The 16,186-nt window shown below is 52.1% G+C and carries 15 protein-coding genes; 5 read left to right on the forward strand and 10 right to left on the reverse strand.

The window, feature by feature from the left end; genetic code table 11:
- Positions 1–24: 24 nt before the first annotated feature.
- The 8 genes from ACYVC2_RS31650 to ACYVC2_RS31685 form a co-directional block, all read right to left on the reverse strand.
- On the reverse strand, positions 25–1,503 hold the full coding sequence (locus ACYVC2_RS31650) for a complex I subunit 4 family protein (protein ID WP_461109590.1): 1,479 nt from the start codon (positions 1,501–1,503) through the stop codon (positions 25–27).
- Between the two features lie 65 nt (positions 1,504–1,568).
- Positions 1,569–3,479, reverse strand: a complete 1,911-nt coding sequence (gene nuoL / locus ACYVC2_RS31655) for an NADH-quinone oxidoreductase subunit L (RefSeq protein ID WP_461109592.1) — start codon at positions 3,477–3,479, stop codon at positions 1,569–1,571.
- 94 nt (positions 3,480–3,573) lie between these two features.
- Positions 3,574–3,918, reverse strand: a complete 345-nt coding sequence (nuoK, locus tag ACYVC2_RS31660; protein WP_461109594.1) for an NADH-quinone oxidoreductase subunit NuoK — start codon at positions 3,916–3,918, stop codon at positions 3,574–3,576.
- A 73-nt stretch (positions 3,919–3,991) separates the two neighbouring features.
- Positions 3,992–4,813, reverse strand: coding sequence for an exonuclease domain-containing protein (locus tag ACYVC2_RS31665; RefSeq protein WP_461109596.1), 822 nt, complete (start codon positions 4,811–4,813; stop codon positions 3,992–3,994).
- A 110-nt stretch (positions 4,814–4,923) separates the two neighbouring features.
- Positions 4,924–6,504 carry an FAD-dependent oxidoreductase gene (locus tag ACYVC2_RS31670; RefSeq protein WP_461109599.1) on the reverse strand — a complete coding sequence of 527 codons (1,581 nt, stop codon included), beginning with the start codon at positions 6,502–6,504 and terminating at the stop codon, positions 4,924–4,926.
- A gap of 207 nt (positions 6,505–6,711) precedes the next feature.
- A complete protein-coding gene (locus ACYVC2_RS31675) occupies positions 6,712–7,104 on the reverse strand; it encodes an ExbD/TolR family protein (RefSeq protein WP_461109601.1) in 393 nt (130 codons plus the stop codon).
- Positions 7,105–7,197: 93 nt separating this feature from the next.
- A complete protein-coding gene (locus ACYVC2_RS31680; protein WP_461109603.1) occupies positions 7,198–7,908 on the reverse strand; it encodes a MotA/TolQ/ExbB proton channel family protein in 711 nt (236 codons plus the stop codon).
- Positions 7,909–8,051: 143 nt separating this feature from the next.
- The gene (locus tag ACYVC2_RS31685) at positions 8,052–8,918 is read right to left on the reverse strand and encodes an AraC family transcriptional regulator (RefSeq protein WP_461109605.1); all 867 of its coding nucleotides are present in this window, start codon (positions 8,916–8,918) and stop codon (positions 8,052–8,054) included.
- Between the two features lie 146 nt (positions 8,919–9,064).
- Here ACYVC2_RS31685 and ACYVC2_RS31690 point away from each other — a divergent pair, with 146 nt between their 5' ends.
- The 5 genes from ACYVC2_RS31690 to ACYVC2_RS31710 all read left to right on the forward strand — a co-directional run bounded on the left by ACYVC2_RS31690 (position 9,065) and on the right by ACYVC2_RS31710 (position 14,525).
- Positions 9,065–9,973: a dihydrodipicolinate synthase family protein gene (locus tag ACYVC2_RS31690; protein WP_461109607.1), complete on the forward strand. Its 909-nt coding sequence runs from the start codon at positions 9,065–9,067 to the stop codon at positions 9,971–9,973.
- Between the two features lie 97 nt (positions 9,974–10,070).
- Positions 10,071–11,075, forward strand: coding sequence for a 4-hydroxyproline epimerase (locus ACYVC2_RS31695; protein WP_461109609.1), 1,005 nt, complete (start codon positions 10,071–10,073; stop codon positions 11,073–11,075).
- On the forward strand, positions 11,072–12,319 hold the full coding sequence (locus tag ACYVC2_RS31700; RefSeq protein WP_461109611.1) for an NAD(P)/FAD-dependent oxidoreductase: 1,248 nt from the start codon (positions 11,072–11,074) through the stop codon (positions 12,317–12,319). The genes ACYVC2_RS31695 and ACYVC2_RS31700 overlap by 4 nt, the downstream gene beginning before the upstream one ends.
- 225 nt (positions 12,320–12,544) lie before the next feature.
- The gene (locus ACYVC2_RS31705) at positions 12,545–14,098 is read left to right on the forward strand and encodes an aldehyde dehydrogenase (NADP(+)) (protein ID WP_461109613.1); all 1,554 of its coding nucleotides are present in this window, start codon (positions 12,545–12,547) and stop codon (positions 14,096–14,098) included.
- A 97-nt stretch (positions 14,099–14,195) separates the two neighbouring features.
- Positions 14,196–14,525 (forward strand): hypothetical protein, encoded by a 330-nt coding sequence (locus ACYVC2_RS31710; protein WP_461109615.1) that lies wholly within the window; start codon positions 14,196–14,198, stop codon positions 14,523–14,525.
- An 81-nt stretch (positions 14,526–14,606) separates the two neighbouring features.
- Here ACYVC2_RS31710 and ACYVC2_RS31715 read toward each other — a convergent pair whose 3' ends face one another.
- Positions 14,607–15,224: an ABC transporter ATP-binding protein gene (locus ACYVC2_RS31715; protein WP_461109617.1), complete on the reverse strand. Its 618-nt coding sequence runs from the start codon at positions 15,222–15,224 to the stop codon at positions 14,607–14,609.
- 93 nt (positions 15,225–15,317) lie between these two features.
- On the reverse strand, positions 15,318–16,112 hold the full coding sequence (gene lpxA, locus ACYVC2_RS31720; protein WP_461109619.1) for an acyl-ACP--UDP-N-acetylglucosamine O-acyltransferase: 795 nt from the start codon (positions 16,110–16,112) through the stop codon (positions 15,318–15,320).
- Positions 16,113–16,186: the final 74 nt, after the last annotated feature.

Here is a 16,186-nt window from a genome sequence, read left to right on the forward strand (position 1 = left end):
ATAACCGTATCGACTGACAGCTTCTTATTTCATAGATACAGTTGTGGTGCCAATGTACTTCATCAGGTTGGCCACCGCCGGTTCGGTCACTCTCAGAAATGTGTGGGGATAAACGCCAATCCAGAAGACCATAACGACCAGTGGAATAAATACCCAGCTCTCGGAGCTTGTCAAATCCGTAAAGGATTCGGTTCGCGAAGACGTAGGACCGAACATACTTTTCTGAAACATCCGTAGCATATAAACCGCGCCGAAGATGATGGTAAAGCCAGCCGCTAATCCCAGATAGTGGTTGTACGTAAATACGCCATGCAGCAACAGAAACTCACCCACAAACCCGTTTGTCAGCGGCAACGCCACGCTACCCAGCAGCATAATCATGAAGTAAACCGTCAGCCGGGGAGTTGTTTGGGTAATGCCGCCGAGCTGGTCGAGCTGGCGCGTGTTGGTACGTGAGAAAATAACATCAGCTACGAAAAACAGCCCGACCACGTTAATCCCGTGCGCCAGCATCTGTACCAGCGCGCCCTGCATTCCTGTTTCAGTTTGCGAGAATACCCCGGCGGCCATCAGGCCAACGTGCGAAAAAGAAGAGTAAGCAATTAGCCGCTTCATGTCTCGCTGACGAATGGCAATAATGGCTCCATAGAGAATCCCGATAACCGAGAGAATAATGGCGGTTTTACCCCAGGTTTCGACTCCGAGCGGTACGATAGGCAAGATGAGTCGAATCAGCCCATAAACACCCATTTTGAGCATAATACCAGCCAGCAACATCGTAGCTGGTGTAGGCGATTCGACGTACGTATCGGGTTGCCAGGTATGGAATGGGAAGACGGGCATCTTGATCGCAAAAGCAATGAAAAAGGCCCAGAAAACCCAGTTCTGCGCTTCAGCACTGAGCTTGAGCTTATAAAAATCGGCAATGGCAGAGGAGTGGGGCGCTCCGCCCGTAGCTGGTGTCTGATAATACAGATAAACCAGAGCCAGCAGCATGAACAGACTACCGAAAATGGTATAAACGAAAAATTTAAATGTAACCGGAATCCGGTCTTCGCCACCCCACATGGCCGCCAGGAAATAGATCGGAATCAGCGCGGCTTCGAAGAACAAATAAAACAGGAACCCATCACGCGCCGTAAAAACCCCCATTAGTGCGGCCTGCATGTACAGCATGAGCGCGTAAAAGGTCGAAGGCCGTGCGTACGTCCGGTCGAACGTCGACAGGACGATAAAAGGCACCAGTAACCCTGTTAGCAAAACTAGTAGTACGCTAATTCCGTCGATACCGGCGCTGAAGCGGATACCCAACGACCCAATCCAGGCATAATCAAAACCAAACTGTGAGCTGGCATCTGGCCGGAAACTCAGAAAGGCATAACCTGCCAGGGCCAGTTCGACCAGAGCAGCGACCAAAGCTGCCTGCTTGGTTCGTTCGCCCCGCAATAGTAAAATCAGGGTTGCTGCAACAACGGGGAACAAGATCAGGAACAGTGTAAGCATTTTAAATATGTTTTCGGTGCTTAGATGTTTATGGCCGGAGAATCGAAGAAAACGCTAAGACCGATTTAAAACCGAATGAAAAACCGCAGGGCAAAAATCAAGACAATACTGACAACCATCGCCAGCACATAGAAGCCAATCGAACCGCTTTGCAGCAACCGTAGCTGAGCGGCACTCTGCCTAACCAGCCAGGCTACTCCATTCACGACCCCATCGATCAGTCCTTCGCCAAAGCTATAGAGCGCATCGCCCAGCCCACGAATAGGCCGCACAATGATGGCATCATACAGCTCATCGACGTAATACTTGTTGTAAATAACCTGTTCGGGTAACGAACGCTCGGCCGCATCGGGCTCGGGAACGCTCTGTCGACTAACGTACATGACATACGCAAGAATGAGCGACAGCAGCGCCACACCCGCCGAAACAGCCATTAAAATGTATTCGGTGCTGTGTTCAACGGTCGATTCGGCAAACGCTTCCGGATTGACCTGCCGCGAACCCTCGAACAGTGGTGCCATAAAATGCCCCAACCACCCCGAACCCGGCAGGTTAAGACCGCCACCTACAGCCGACAGGATAGCCAGGACTACCAGAGGGGCCGTCATACTAGCGGGCGATTCATGCAGGTGATGGCGTTGTTCTTCCGTTCCCCGGAACTCGCCGAAGAAGGTCAGAAACAGCAGTCGGAACATATAAAAGGAAGTCAAGCCCGAACCCAGCACGCCCAGCCCCCACAGTAATTTGTTGTGCTCGAAAACGTGCGCCAGGATTTCGTCTTTCGAGAAAAAGCCAGCGAAGGGTGGCAAACCCGAAATGGCAATGGTACCGATCAGGAACGTCACGAACGTAATGGGCAGGGCTTTGCGAAGGCCACCCATTTTACGGATATCCTGCTCGTCCGACATGGCGTGAATAACGCTACCCGCTCCTAGGAAGAGCAACGCTTTGAAAAAGGCATGGGTGATAACGTGGAACATACCTGCCGTATAAGCCGTGGCACTCAACCCCAGGAACATATATCCTAGTTGCGATACCGTCGAGTAGGCCAGTACTTTCTTGATGTCGTTTTGCAGCAGCCCGATCGAAGCCGCCAGCAGCGCCGTTGCGATGGCGATACCACCGATAATTTCGAGTGTAAGGGGAGCCAGCGTATACAACACGTTCGAGCGGACGACCATGTATATGCCCGCCGTCACCATCGTAGCCGCGTGGATCAGCGCCGAAACGGGCGTTGGGCCAGCCATAGCGTCCGGAAGCCAGGTATAGAGCGGAATCTGCGCCGATTTCCCCATTGCCCCGACGAATAACAGAAGTGTGATCGCCAGCACGGTCTTATCGCCCATTTCCAGACTTGTCGCCTGTTTGAAAATATCGACGTACTCGACCGTTCCGAAGGTATTGATGAGCATGAAAATACCCAGCAGAAAGCCCAAATCGCCGATGCGGTTCATGACGAAGGCTTTCCGGGCGGCATTGTTGTAGCTGATGTTTTTGTTCCAGAAGCCGATCAGCAGATACGAGCACAAGCCGACGCCTTCCCAGCCGATGAACATGATGACGTAGTTAGACCCCATCACGAGCAGCAGCATGAAGAAGATAAACAGGTTCAGGAAAGCCATAAACTTGCCAAACCCTTCGTCATGGCTCATATAACCGATGCTGTACAGGTGAATCAGCGAACCGACGCCGGTGACCACCAGCAGCATCAATAGCGATAGCTGGTCGATCTGGAAGGAAAAATTAATGTGCAGATCCCCCACGCTGATCCAGTCGAAAAGGGTAGCGACGAGCGGACCGGCGTTACCGCTGAAAGTACTAAACAGATAGACAGCTGTTAGAAAGGAAGCCAGAACAGCTGCCGTCGCCACAGCTCCGGCGACACCCTTGGACACCTGGCGGAACCCAATGCCATTGATGAGAAAACCAATTAATGGAAAGAGCGGAATTAACGCACAGAGTAATTCTATTTTCATTAGTCGACAGTCGATAGTCGATAGCTGGTAGCAGAAGCCGTCGCTGGAATCAACTTATTCCTGAACGGCTGGTTACAACAGCTAACGGCTCATTTTACCATTTCAGTTTATTGAGCAGGCCCACATCGATGGAGCGGGTATTCCGATAAATCATAACAATAATAGCCAGCCCCACCGACACTTCGGCAGCGGCCACGGCCATAATGAAAAAGACGAATACCTGTCCCGATGAGTCGGACCGGTACGACGAAAAGGCGATGAGCAATAAGTTGACCGCGTTGAGCATCAACTCGATGGACATGAAAATGACGATTGCATTTCGCCGGGTAAGCACTCCAATAATACCGATGACGAACAGCGCGGTGCTGAGAATCAGATAATACGTGAGAGGTATTTGTTGAATAACTTCCGGAATGAGGACTTCCTGCGTGGGTTGCATGGCTTGCCGGTTAATAGAAAGTATCGCAAAGGTAACGATTATTCGCTATTGATGGAACAGCGTCGGATAACCGTTATTTCCGGCTAATGCCATTGCTGAACATGCGCAACCGAATTTCGGTAAGCCGCCGTTTAGTATCCAGCGGAAACTCCCCCTTTAGTATCCAGTCGTAGAACGACGGTTCTTTCTGCAGGACGTCCAGCACGGGTGAGCCTTTATGTTTGCCAAAATTGAATACCTCCTCGCCTTTCTCGTTCAGAATCATCCGACCAGCCAGGTCGATATTTTTGTTGGCTGTCAGGCTATGAAGCATATCCACATCATTGGCAAAGATCACATCCTGCCCGGCGTCTGTTTTAGCAACCATACCCAGATAGCGCTGGACCTGCGCGTCGAGCACTTCCAGCGAAGCCATCGTGTCGGCTTCGGCACTGTGGGCCCCGATCAGGTCTTTGTTGCAATAAAATTTATAGGCAGCCGACAGATTTCGGGGCTCCATCAGGTGAAAAATTCGCTGCGCATCCACCAAACGACGATTTTTAATATCGAAATCGACGTTTGCCCGCAAAAATTCTTCGACCAGCAGCGGTATATCGAATCGGTTGCTGTTGAATCCGGCCAGGTCGCAGCCATCCATAAACTGGGCAAGCGTACGAGCCACGGTTTTAAACGGCGGTGCATCTTTCACATCTTCATCGTAGATACCATGAATGATGCTGGACTCCAGCGGAATCGGCATTCCAGGATGAACGCGCTGGGTTTTACTGATAACCTCGCCATTGGGCATTGCTTTGACAATGCAAATGTCGATAATCCGATCTTTGGCAACATTGACACCCGTCGTTTCGAGATCGAAAAAGGCGAGTGGTTTTTTGAGTACAAGCTGATGCGTCATAACCAAACCGGGATTTAACGCGGTCCGATGACAAAGGTAAACAGGTTTCGGCTTTCGTGATGCCATAATTCCCTCGATGCCATCACGAAAGAGGCATTATACTGCCGAAGTTACGCCTTTTTCAGCAGTTCTACCCAGGTTACTCCGCTACGAATCGCGTCGACAGACGGCATGCGACCTTCCTGCATCAATTCTTTAATCGCAATAATATCCTGATCGCGCTTGAGTCCGGCGGCTGCTTCGATCTGCCCATTCTGCACGTATAAAGCCAGAAAACTTTCGTCTTGCTCAGGATCGCCCTCGTACAGAATCTCGTCGAAGTGAGTGGCGTGGCCTACGTAGTTGATCCGCTTGCCGTATTGATTGGTCCAGAAAAATGGCGTCATCCGATACGGTTCTTTTTTTCCTGCCATGTTCAGACCAGCTACGTGCCCCTGCTGACCGGCTACTTTCCAGTGTTCGATCCGCTGAAAACCATCGGCTGTCGGGTAATGAGCAATATCGCCAGCCGCGTATAGCCCATCGGCAACCTGAAGCTGTTCGTCGGTTATGACCCCGCCATCTTTCTCGAGTGGAATCCCTTTCAGAAAATCAGTACGCGGTTTGACACCCAATCCCACCAACACAAAGTCGGCCGGAAGTTTTTCGCCATTATCGAGAACAACGGCACTGACGGAGCTATCACCTTCGAGCCCCTCCACCTTACGGCCCAGATGAAATCGAATTCCTTCTTTCTCGTGCCACCCCTGCATGACCCGGCCAATTGTTTTGCCCAGTATTTTCTCAAGCGGCACTTCTTCTAAACCAACCACATCGACCTCGCTTCCTAGTTTTCGTAAGCTCATAGCTCCTTCCAGGCCGATAAACGAACTGCCGATAATTACCACGCGCTTTCCCTGTTTGCCCAGCTCCCGCAGGGTCTGGCTGTCGTGCAAACTACGGAGGGCATAAACACCTTTGAGTGCTCTTTCAGGGCCTGGCAACGGATTGGGTTTACCGCCCGGACAGATGAGCGCTTTATCGTAGGAAATACGCTCGCCAGAAGCCAGTTCAATCTGTTTGCCCGCCGAGTCGACCGCCGTTACGTGCTGATTCGTCCGAATCTCAATGCCATAATCCAGATAAAACTCGTCCGTACGAAGGGGCATCCATTCGTCGGGCGCTTTGTTCTGCAAATAATCTTTCGAACAGTTGGGTCGGTCGTAGGGTGCTTCCCCACTTTCAGTCAGCATCACGATTTTACCCGTAAAGCCCCCTTCGCGCAAACCCTCCGCGGCAAACGCACCGGCTCCTCCACTTCCGACAATCACGTAGGTTTCCGGATTGGTTTCGTCAGGTGCCGACATTGGATTTTCCAGGCTTTCCTTAGCCGTTGTCAGGCGTACGAATACCTGATCTTGCTCGATGCGGACTTCATAAGTGGGCAAACCGTTCAGGGCGGGTGCTTCGAGCCGATGGCCGCTTCGTACATCGAAGCAGGCATTGTGCCAGGGACAAATAAGCCGATGTCCATTGAGAACCCCTTTGACCAGCGGTGCCTGATAGTGCGAACATTTGTGGTAAAGAGCGTAAAATTGGCCATCCGCACGGGCAAGTAATACGTTCGTATCACCCACACGAACTTCTTTCAGTTCGCCATCGACAAGGTCATCGACATGACAAACAGGGGCTTCGGTGTAGTCGGCCAGCATAAGTGATTAGTTTTTTCTATCAACTAAAAATCCTGACCGATTGATTTAAGACTTTTCCAGGCTGTACCGAAGTGCGGCTTCGGATGAGAGAATAGCCGTTTACTCAAACATGCTAAAGCGGAGCTTTTGTACTACATAGAAAAGCCGATGCATGGATTGCATCGGCTCAATATCAGATTAATCGGTAAAATCCTAAAAATCCCAGCCTTATTTCGATGTCGCCATTACCATCTTGATATTCAGTTTGGCCCCGGTTTGCAGCACATCGACCAGGTCCTGAACCGTCAGAGCTTTATCGAAACGTACGACCACCGTGGGTTCAGCGATACCGGCCATGATGGTTTTCAGCTCCGTTTCCAGATTAGCCGGATCGACGGGTTTCTTGTCGATGAAATACTGCTTGTTGCTATCGACCGACAAGGTCACCTGCTTTTTACTCAGTTGTTGCGACGCAGCCGCCTTAGGCAGCATCAGCTTGATAACGTTCGGGTTGGCTACGGTCGAAATAATCAGGAAGAACAACAGCAGGAAGAACATGATGTCGTTCAGCGACGAGGTAGCGACCTCAGCAGCAAACTTATTTTTTCGACGAAGTTTCATAGAAGGCAATGGATAATGAATAATGAATAATGTAAAATAGATGATGACTGAGCATCCGTTTTATATTATTTATTATTCATTGTTCATTAATTATTACCGCATCCGTGCGGGTTCGGAGGTGGGTTTCTGAAGGACTTCGATAAACTCGAACGCATTCATTTCGAGGCTGAGCGTAAAGCGCTCGATCATCATGTTCAGCAGGTGATAGCCGGTATAGGCGATAACCCCCACAATCAGACCCGCTCCTGAGGTGATCATTTTTTCGTACAGACCACCGGCAATGATTCCGACACTGATGTTGTCTGACAGGGAGATGTCGTAGAAAATCCTGATAATCCCCGAGATGGTTCCGATGAAACCCATCATCGGCGCAATACCGGCAATAATCCCCAGATACCCCATATTTCGCTCTAAGCGCGACAGCTCGATCTGGCCGACGGTTTCGACCGTACTTTCGATTTCCCGAATGGGCGAACCAATCCGGCCGATAGCTTTTTCGAAGACGCGCCCCATAGCCGTGCGCTGGTTCTTGGCAAAAGATTCGGCGGACTTGATGTTGCCCTGCGCTACCATATCGCGAATGTTATCGATAAAATTAGCGTCGGCTTTGGTTTGCGAACGGATTACGAAGAACCGCTCGAAAATCAGGTAGAGCGTGGCAAAAAACAAAAATGCGATGGGAATCATTACCCAACCGCCTTTGGCCACTAAATCAAATAGTTGCAGGCTTTGGGGTTGGGCAGCCGCCGTGGCCGACAGCGATGCGGCCGCCGTATCGGCAGCCGGAACCTGGAGCAAGAGCATACGAACGAGTCGGGTAAATAGATGAGGGTTAGTCGGTAATCGTTATTGAAACAAACGTGCTGGTTTTACCGGATATTGTTGTCAAAGATAAACAAGCCACCTGAAAACGAAAGATAAAATTAGCCTATGCCGGTAGATTTACCCTACAGCTGATAGCTCCGAATGTATTCGCCCGGTGGCATGCCGGTAATCTCTTTGAACTGACGGTTAAAATTCGATAAGTTGGTGTATCCACTACTAAACGCAATTTGCCCTATGGTTTGTTTGGATTCGCGCAGATGCCGACAGACATGTTCGATCCGCACCTCGTTCAATACGTGCGAAAATGTTTTGCGGGTATGCTGCCGAAAAAACCGGCAGAACGCACCAGGGGTCAGATTCGCCACGTTGGCCACGTCGTCCAGCGAGATAGGCGACGCGTAGTTCTGAAAAATAAACGAAAAAACCTGTTCCAGCCGCCGGTGATCGTCGGGTCGCCGGGGTTGCTCATAAGCCGTTACCGACAATACCTCCCGCTCGGGGTTCGTCGCCAGGGTATCCAGCACGCGTAACAGGGTCATCAACTGCTCGAATGGCCGCAAATCCGGTAACGATTCCAGGTAGATCGCCAGGTCGCTGCCTTCCCGGCAGCGCAGCCGCACCCCGTGCCGGGCCTCCTGCAAAAGGGTCTTTAAATGCCGGGTTTCGGCCAGAGCCAATACATTTGCTTCGAGTTGCTCGGGACGAAACAGAATAGAAACCGAAGTAGCGCGTAAGGTGGCATTTGGTTGAAAATACGCGGGATCACTTCGCAATACATGGGGCAGGTTGGCCCCTAGCAGCAGTACATCATAGCGATCGAAACGATCGATTCTATCCCCCACGATCAGCGTACCCTCACCCTGCTGAATCAGCGTCAGCTGTATTTCCGGATGAAAATGCAATTGACCATAAAAATGCGGCAGGTGATCCTGCTCCACCCGGAAGGAGCGATCATCGACGGTCGGAACTTTGAACAATAACGGGCGCATTGGTATCCATTTGACAGAATTTTCTTCCCTTAATTGCAAATCTAGTGAAAATAGTATCAGAACCAACGAATTGTTAACTAGCTACTTTCCACCTAACTATTGAACTTTGAGTATCGAATATCACGCTTACAAATCTGTCTACGATTATGAAGGTTTCTGTCCAGTGGGAAGGTGTGTATCCCGCACTTCTGACTCCTTTTACGGCTGATGATCAGCTGGATCTGCCACTTTTCGAGAAAAACTTACGCGCACAGCTCGACGCGGGGGTACATGGATTCATCATCGGTGGTTCACTGGGTGAAGCCAGTACGCTGCTGAACGACGAAAAAATTGAGCTGTTGAATTCAGCCCTCGGCGTCAGCAACGGTCAGGTGCCAGTGCTGGTCAACATTGCCGAGCAGGCCACTAAACAGGCCATTGCCCGCGCGCACGAAGCCGAGGCTAACGGAGCCGATGGGTTAATGTTGCTGCCGCCGATGCGTTACCCCGCCGATGCCCGCGAAACAGTGACATTCTTCAAAGCAGTAGCGCAGGAAACCGCGCTTCCGATCATGATCTATAACAACCCGTACGATTACAAGATCATGACCACCGTGGCGATGTTCGAAGAACTGGCTAAACTACCGAACATTCAGGCCGTAAAAGAATCGACGCGCGACCTCACCAACGTGACTCGGATGCGAAATGCCTTTGGCGATCGGTATAAGCTGCTGGGTGGTGTCGATACACTAGCCCTGGAAGCGTTGCTACTCGGTTGCGATGGCTGGGTAGGTGGTCTGGTCGATGCCTTCCCGCAGGAAACCGTCGCTATTTATGAACTAGCCAAAGCCGGTCAGGTGGCCGAAGCACTGGAAATTTACCGCTGGTTTATGCCGCTGCTTGAGCTGGATATTCACCCTAAACTGGTCCAGTACATTAAATTGGCGGCAACCGCAACCGGCCTCGGCTCAGAATACGTTCGTGCCCCGCGGCTGCCGCTCATCGGTGCCGAACGCGAACAGGTTCTGAACATCATTGAAACGGCACTGGCCAAGCGGCCGGTAGTCAATGTGTAATGAACAATGTATAATGATTAATGAATAATGCTGGTTTGTGTTGATTCTATTGTCTGAACATTATTCATTAATCATTATACATTATCCATTAATCCCCATGTCTGACTTTCATTTTTTCTGTATCGACGCCCATACCTGTGGCAATCCGGTTCGGGTCGTGACGGGCGGCAGCATTCCCTTCCTGCAGGGCGCCAACATGAGCGAAAAGCGACAGCACTTTCTGCGTGAGTACGACTGGATACGTACCGGGCTCATGTTCGAACCCCGTGGGCACGACATGATGTCGGGGAGCATTCTGTACCCGCCCTCCGATCCGGCCAACGACGCCGGGGTGTTGTTTATCGAAACCTCGGGCTGCCTGCCCATGTGCGGACACGGCACAATCGGCACGGTAACCGTAGCCATCGAACAGAACCTGATCCGACCCAAAACACCGGGCGTTTTGAATCTGGAAGTACCGGCGGGGCTGGTTCGGGCGGAATACCAGCAGGACGGGAAAAAGGTTACCTCGGTGAAAATTACGAATATCAAGTCGTATCTGGCCGCCGAACAGCTCACCGTCGAATGCCCCGAGCTGGGACCGCTCATCGTCGATGTGGCTTACGGTGGTAATTTCTACGCGATTGTCGATCCACAGCCCAATTTTCCGGGGCTGGAGCATTATAAGGCCGAGCAACTGGTTGGCTGGGCACGGGTCATGCGGCAACGAATGAACGAACAGTATACCTTCGTACATCCCGAAAACCCAACCATCAACGGACTGAGCCATATTCTCTGGACCGGCAAACCCTTACAGGAAACTTCGACTGCCCGCAACGCCGTTTTCTACGGTGATAAAGCCATCGACCGGTCGCCCTGCGGCACAGGCACTTCAGCCCGAATGGCGCAGTGGTACGCGAAGGAAAAACTCAAACCGGGTGATACGTTCGTGCACGAGAGTATTATCGGCTCGATTTTCAATGGGCGCATCGAAGCAGAAACCGAGTTGGCGGGCCGGCCGGCTATTGTGCCGAGTATCGAAGGTTGGGCGCGCATTTATGGTTATAATCATATCATTCTGGACGAAGACGATCCGTATGTACACGGGTTTCAGGTAATATGACACAGGTGGGTATCGTTGGCGGAGGCATCGTCGGACTTTGTTCGGCGTACTATCTCCACAAGGCAGGGCACCGGGTAACCCTGTTCGATCAGAGTACCATTGCCGATGGCTGTTCTTTCGGGAATGCAGGCATGATCGTGCCTAGCCATATCATTCCGCTGGCCCAGCCCGGTATGATTGCGAAGGGTATGCGCTGGATGCTCAAATCGACCAGTCCGTTCTATGTCAAACCCCGGCTGAATGCCGACTTGCTGCGCTGGGGCTGGTTGTTTTACCAGCATTCAACTCCCGAACACGTTGAGCGGTCGATTCCGTTGCTGCGCGATCTGAGCCTGCTGAGCAAGACTTTGTATCAGGATTTAGCCGCCAATGGCGATCTGGTATTCGAATGGCAGGAACGGGGCCTGCTGATGCTCTATAAAACCGCTTCTGCCGAACATGAAATGGCCGAAGAAGCCGACATTGCCAACCGGGCCGGTATCGAAGCGCAGGTGCTTAGCAGCCAGCAGGTGCAGGATCTGGAACCCGCTACACGGGTCACAGTTCGCGGGGGAATTCTCTTTCCGGGCGATGCCCACCTAAATCCAAACGAACTCATTCTGGCGCTGGTCGCTTACCTTCGGCAGGTAGGAGTCACGATTCTGGAAAATCATACCGTCACAGGGTTCCAAAAAACCGGTTCGCGAGTTACGTCGGTACAAACCGTGCAGGGCGATTTTCCGATCGATACCGTTGTTGTGGCTGGCGGAGCCTGGTCACCCACTATTGCCCGCTACCTGGGCGTAAACCTGTCGTTGCAGGGAGGCAAAGGATATAGTTTCATGCTTCGGCATGTTGCAAACAACGTACGTGTACCGGCCATCATGCTCGAAGCCCGCGCCACCGCTACACCCATGGGATCTAATCTGCGCTTTGCTGGCACACTCGAAGTAGCGGGCACTGATATGACCGTAAACATGAATCGAGTGCGGGGCATCGTTCAGTCGATCAACCAGTATTACCCGGACATTCCGGTCGACATGCCCGGTATCGATACCGTCTGGCGTGGTTTACGTCCCTGCTCCCCCGACGGTCTTCCTTATATTGGCCGGACGGAGCGATACGAGAATGTTATCCTGGCAACGGGGCATGGAATGATGGGGCTTAGTCTTGGGCCCGCCACGGGAAAACTAGTGAGCGAGCTGGTAGATGGCGCAGCCGACAGCATGGAAGTATCGGCCTTCAGCCCGAATCGGTTTGCCTAACCAGGCAGGCTGATACAAATGATTTGGGCTATTTTTACGGTGCAGAAACGGGAGAGCCCCAGCGGTTTTAGGCCCTCCGCTCGGCGGTTCGTTGATGATACTACAGATTTTAGTTCATAGTGGCTTGATCTTATGCCTAGCCTACGACTTTACGCACTAAAGTCCGTGGTAGCACGAAAAAATCCAGCTACTTTTGCCCACTCATTTTAGCCCTTTCCGTTCGTTATGACAAACGCACCTTCCACCCCCATTGCCGACTCATTTCAGGGTATCAATCCGGCCACAGGTGAACCTTTACCCGGTTTTTTTCAGGAAGCTACTCCTCAGGAAGTTGCTCAGGCATGTGAGCAGGCAGCTCTGGCTTTCGGCGAGTATCGCAAAAAGTCGGGCGCTGAAAAAGCCCGGTTTCTGGAGCAGATCGCTACCGAAATCGAAGCCATTGGCGATGAGCTATTGACACGTGCTCAGGCGGAATCCGGCTTACCGCTGGCGCGCCTGACCGGAGAGCGGGGTCGCACCACCGGGCAGCTGCGGTTGTTTGCCGATTACCTGCGCGAAGGTTCGTGGGTCAACGCCCGTATCGACACAGCCCTGCCCGACCGTCAGCCGCTCCCTCGTCCCGATCTGCGGCAGATGTTACGCCCACTGGGACCTGTCGGTGTTTTCGGCGCCAGTAATTTTCCGCTGGCCTTTTCCGTCGCAGGGGGCGATACGGCTTCGGCCCTGGCGGCTGGTTGCCCGATCGTGGTGAAAGCCCACCCTGCTCACCCCGGCACCTCGCAGCTGGTCGGTGATGCAATTCAGCGCGCGGTGACCGCCAGCGGCATGCCCGCGGGAACGTTTGCGCTGGTCCACGGTCGTACGACAGCAGTAGGCATGGCGATAGTGGAGCATCCGGCCATTAAAGCTATCGGATTTACTGGATCGTTGCGGGGTGGCAAAGCGCTGTTCGATGCAGCCGCCCGTCGTCCGGAACCCATTCCGGTTTATGCCGAAATGGGCAGTACCAATCCCGTTTTCTTTCTACCAAAAATTCTCCAGGAAAAAGGTGGAGCGCTGGCCTCCGCTTACATCAATTCGGTAACGCTGGGCGTTGGTCAGTTTTGTACGAATCCGGGGCTGGCCGTCATTCAGCAATCTGCCGAAGCCGATGTTTTTTTGCAGGAAGCCGGAAATACCGTGCTCAAAAGCCAGCCGGCTGCCATGCTGACTCAGGGTATTCAGCGGGCATTTACAGCCGGAATTGATAAATTAAGTAGTACCCAGGGTGTTCAGGTAGTTGGTAAGGCTACAGCCGTTGAAAGCTTTGCGCATGGTACCCCGACGCTCCTGACAACCACCGCCGAAACCTTGCTGGCCAATCCGCTGATTGCCGAAGAAGTGTTCGGACCGAGCAGTATCGTAGTGCAGGCGGGTAGCCGCGATCAGTTGCTGAAAGTGGCTCATGAACTGGAGGGGCATCTGACCGCCACCGTTTACGGTACGGAGGAGGAACTGCTGGAATACGCCGATCTGCTGGAGATTCTGGAGCAAAAAGTAGGGCGTCTGCTGATCAACGGGTTTCCGACGGGTGTTGAGGTCAGCCATGCCATGCAGCACGGTGGCCCCTACCCGGCCACCACAGACTCCCGCTCGACGTCCGTCGGCACCAACGCCATTCTGCGGTTTACGCGGCCAGTCTGCTACCAGAATTTTCCGGACGCACTATTGCCTGACGAGCTGAAGGCCGACAACCCGTTACATATCTGGCGGTTAGTAAACGGAAAATGGACGAATTAATCGAGTGTAAAAAGATCAGGGGATGAGCTGATACAGGTCATGTGGGGTGCCAGAGGCCAGCGCGTACTTTGTGCCATCAAATAAACGCACAACGATCATGGCAACCCTGACTCACTCAACCGTCTATACCAACGCGCCGGCCACTAACTGGTTAACCGCTTATAAAAACTTTGTCGCAAAAGCTGAATTCAACCGCTTCGGCTGGGCCGTTACGGCGCTTGCCATTCAGGGCTGCCTGCTGTCGCCAACGGTATTGCTATTGATGGCTTATTTGCACGGTGGCGACTGGCAATTCCTGACCAGCATGCTTTGCTTCCTGCTGGTGCTGATACCGATTCTGTCGGCCATGTCGGTCAAGTATATTTTCCCGGCCTTCGCCACCAGCTTCGTCATTCACCTGGCAATGATATTGATTGATCTTTTGTAAAAGCAGCAGAGTAAGTTTCCAAAGCGGGCCGTCTCAAAAAGAGGTCCGCTTTTGGTTTTGCAGAACATGCATAAGTGGCACTTATTTCCACTGCATCACATCCAGCACATTGGGGCAGAAATCGTACTCTTCGGGTTGGTTGGAGCCGATCAGCAGGAGCTGATCGGGCGCGAGCTGGCGCACCTGCTCCTGATACCAGTTCATGCCCTGGCGGTCGAGGTTGGAGGTGGGTTCGTCGAGGATAACGACCGGCGATTCAGAGAAGAACGCCAGGCCCAGTTTTACCCGTTGTTTCATCCCCGACGAATAATACTTTATTTCTTTGTGCCGGGCGTGCGCGAGTAATAATCGTTCGGCGACGAGTTGGGCCGTTAGACCCGCTTTGAAAGGTTTGAAGGTCTGGTGAAACGTCAGCAGTTCGTCCAGGGTCAGTTCCTCAACCAGTTCCAGATATGGAGCGGCAATACTAATCTGCTGAAACCAGTCGTCTGGCTCGATCACCGAATTATTTCGGGAGTAGGTCAATTGTCCTTCGGTAGCGGGTATACTCCCGGCCAGCATTTGCAGGAGAGTGGATTTACCGCTTCCGTTCGGGCCTACGAACGTGTAGCTTGTACCGGCACGCAGGGTCAGATCAACGCGCCGGAAGATCCATTCTTTCCGGTACCGTTTTCCTAACTGCTCGGCGACTATTTTCATAAATGAATAATGACTAATGCATAATGGATAATGACGCCCTCTCGAAAATCATTATCCATTATGCATTAGTCATTTTACATTATTCATTGAAGCTTATTCTTTCTCACCGTTCGTCGATGGGCCACGCATGATGCCCCGTTCCGAACTGCGGATGAAGTTCACGATTTCGTCACGTTCATCCGAAGGCGGTAGTTCGAGTTCAATCTGCGTCAGCGCATCGGCATTATTCAGGCCGCGCATGTAGATGTAGCGGTAGATTTCCTGAATCTGATTGATCTGGTCATTTTCAAACCCGCGCCGACGCAGTCCGATCGAGTTGATACCGGTATAGGACAGCGGTTCGCGAGCGGCTTTAGTATAGGGCGGCACGTCTTTACGAACCAGTGAGCCCCCCGAAATCATGACATGGGCCCCAATTCGGGTGAACTGAAGTACTGAGCTCGATCCACCAATGATCGCCCAGTCGCCCATGTGTACGTGACCGGCCATCTGCACGTTGTTGGTAATGATGCAGTGATTACCGATGCGGCAGTCGTGCGCCACGTGCGCGTAGGCCATAATCAGGCAGTTGGCTCCGATTTCGGTTTTCCAGTGCTCTTCCGTTCCCCGGCTGATGGTTGCATACTCGCGGATCGTTGTGTTATCCCCAATGTAGGTCCGGGTATATTCATTGTTGAATTTCAAATCCTGGGGAGTCGATGAAATTACCGCCCCCGGATAAATTTTGCAGTTGCGCCCAATCCGGGCTCCTTCATTGATCACTGCATGCGAACCAATCCATGTTCCTTCGGCAACCTCAACGTCTTTGTGGATAATGGCAAACGGCTCAATTACCACATTCTGCGCAATCTTCGCTTCCGGATGAATATATGCTAATGGTTGAATCATTTCTTCAAATAATGAACAATGAATAATGAACAATGGATAATGAATGAAGCAGGTGCAGACGCAACTCAACATTA

Source organism: Spirosoma koreense (genome assembly GCF_054777875.1).

What these genes read in the sequence shown, in the direction of transcription:
- ACYVC2_RS31650 (WP_461109590.1), bottom strand. Translation starts at nt 1,503, where the DNA reads ATGCTTACACTGTTCCTGATCTTGTTCCCCGTTGTTGCAGCAACCCTG.
- nuoL (WP_461109592.1), bottom strand. Translation starts at nt 3,479, where the DNA reads ATGAAAATAGAATTACTCTGTGCGTTAATTCCGCTCTTTCCATTAATT.
- nuoK (WP_461109594.1), bottom strand. Translation starts at nt 3,918, where the DNA reads ATGCAACCCACGCAGGAAGTCCTCATTCCGGAAGTTATTCAACAAATA.
- ACYVC2_RS31665 (WP_461109596.1), bottom strand. Translation starts at nt 4,813, where the DNA reads ATGACGCATCAGCTTGTACTCAAAAAACCACTCGCCTTTTTCGATCTC.
- ACYVC2_RS31670 (WP_461109599.1), bottom strand. Translation starts at nt 6,504, where the DNA reads ATGCTGGCCGACTACACCGAAGCCCCTGTTTGTCATGTCGATGACCTT.
- ACYVC2_RS31675 (WP_461109601.1), bottom strand. Translation starts at nt 7,104, where the DNA reads ATGAAACTTCGTCGAAAAAATAAGTTTGCTGCTGAGGTCGCTACCTCG.
- ACYVC2_RS31680 (WP_461109603.1), bottom strand. Translation starts at nt 7,908, where the DNA reads ATGCTCTTGCTCCAGGTTCCGGCTGCCGATACGGCGGCCGCATCGCTG.
- ACYVC2_RS31685 (WP_461109605.1), bottom strand. Translation starts at nt 8,918, where the DNA reads ATGCGCCCGTTATTGTTCAAAGTTCCGACCGTCGATGATCGCTCCTTC.
- ACYVC2_RS31690 (WP_461109607.1), top strand. Translation starts at nt 9,065, where the DNA reads ATGAAGGTTTCTGTCCAGTGGGAAGGTGTGTATCCCGCACTTCTGACT.
- ACYVC2_RS31695 (WP_461109609.1), top strand. Translation starts at nt 10,071, where the DNA reads ATGTCTGACTTTCATTTTTTCTGTATCGACGCCCATACCTGTGGCAAT.
- ACYVC2_RS31700 (WP_461109611.1), top strand. Translation starts at nt 11,072, where the DNA reads ATGACACAGGTGGGTATCGTTGGCGGAGGCATCGTCGGACTTTGTTCG.
- ACYVC2_RS31705 (WP_461109613.1), top strand. Translation starts at nt 12,545, where the DNA reads ATGACAAACGCACCTTCCACCCCCATTGCCGACTCATTTCAGGGTATC.
- ACYVC2_RS31710 (WP_461109615.1), top strand. Translation starts at nt 14,196, where the DNA reads ATGGCAACCCTGACTCACTCAACCGTCTATACCAACGCGCCGGCCACT.
- ACYVC2_RS31715 (WP_461109617.1), bottom strand. Translation starts at nt 15,224, where the DNA reads ATGAAAATAGTCGCCGAGCAGTTAGGAAAACGGTACCGGAAAGAATGG.
- lpxA (WP_461109619.1), bottom strand. Translation starts at nt 16,112, where the DNA reads ATGATTCAACCATTAGCATATATTCATCCGGAAGCGAAGATTGCGCAG.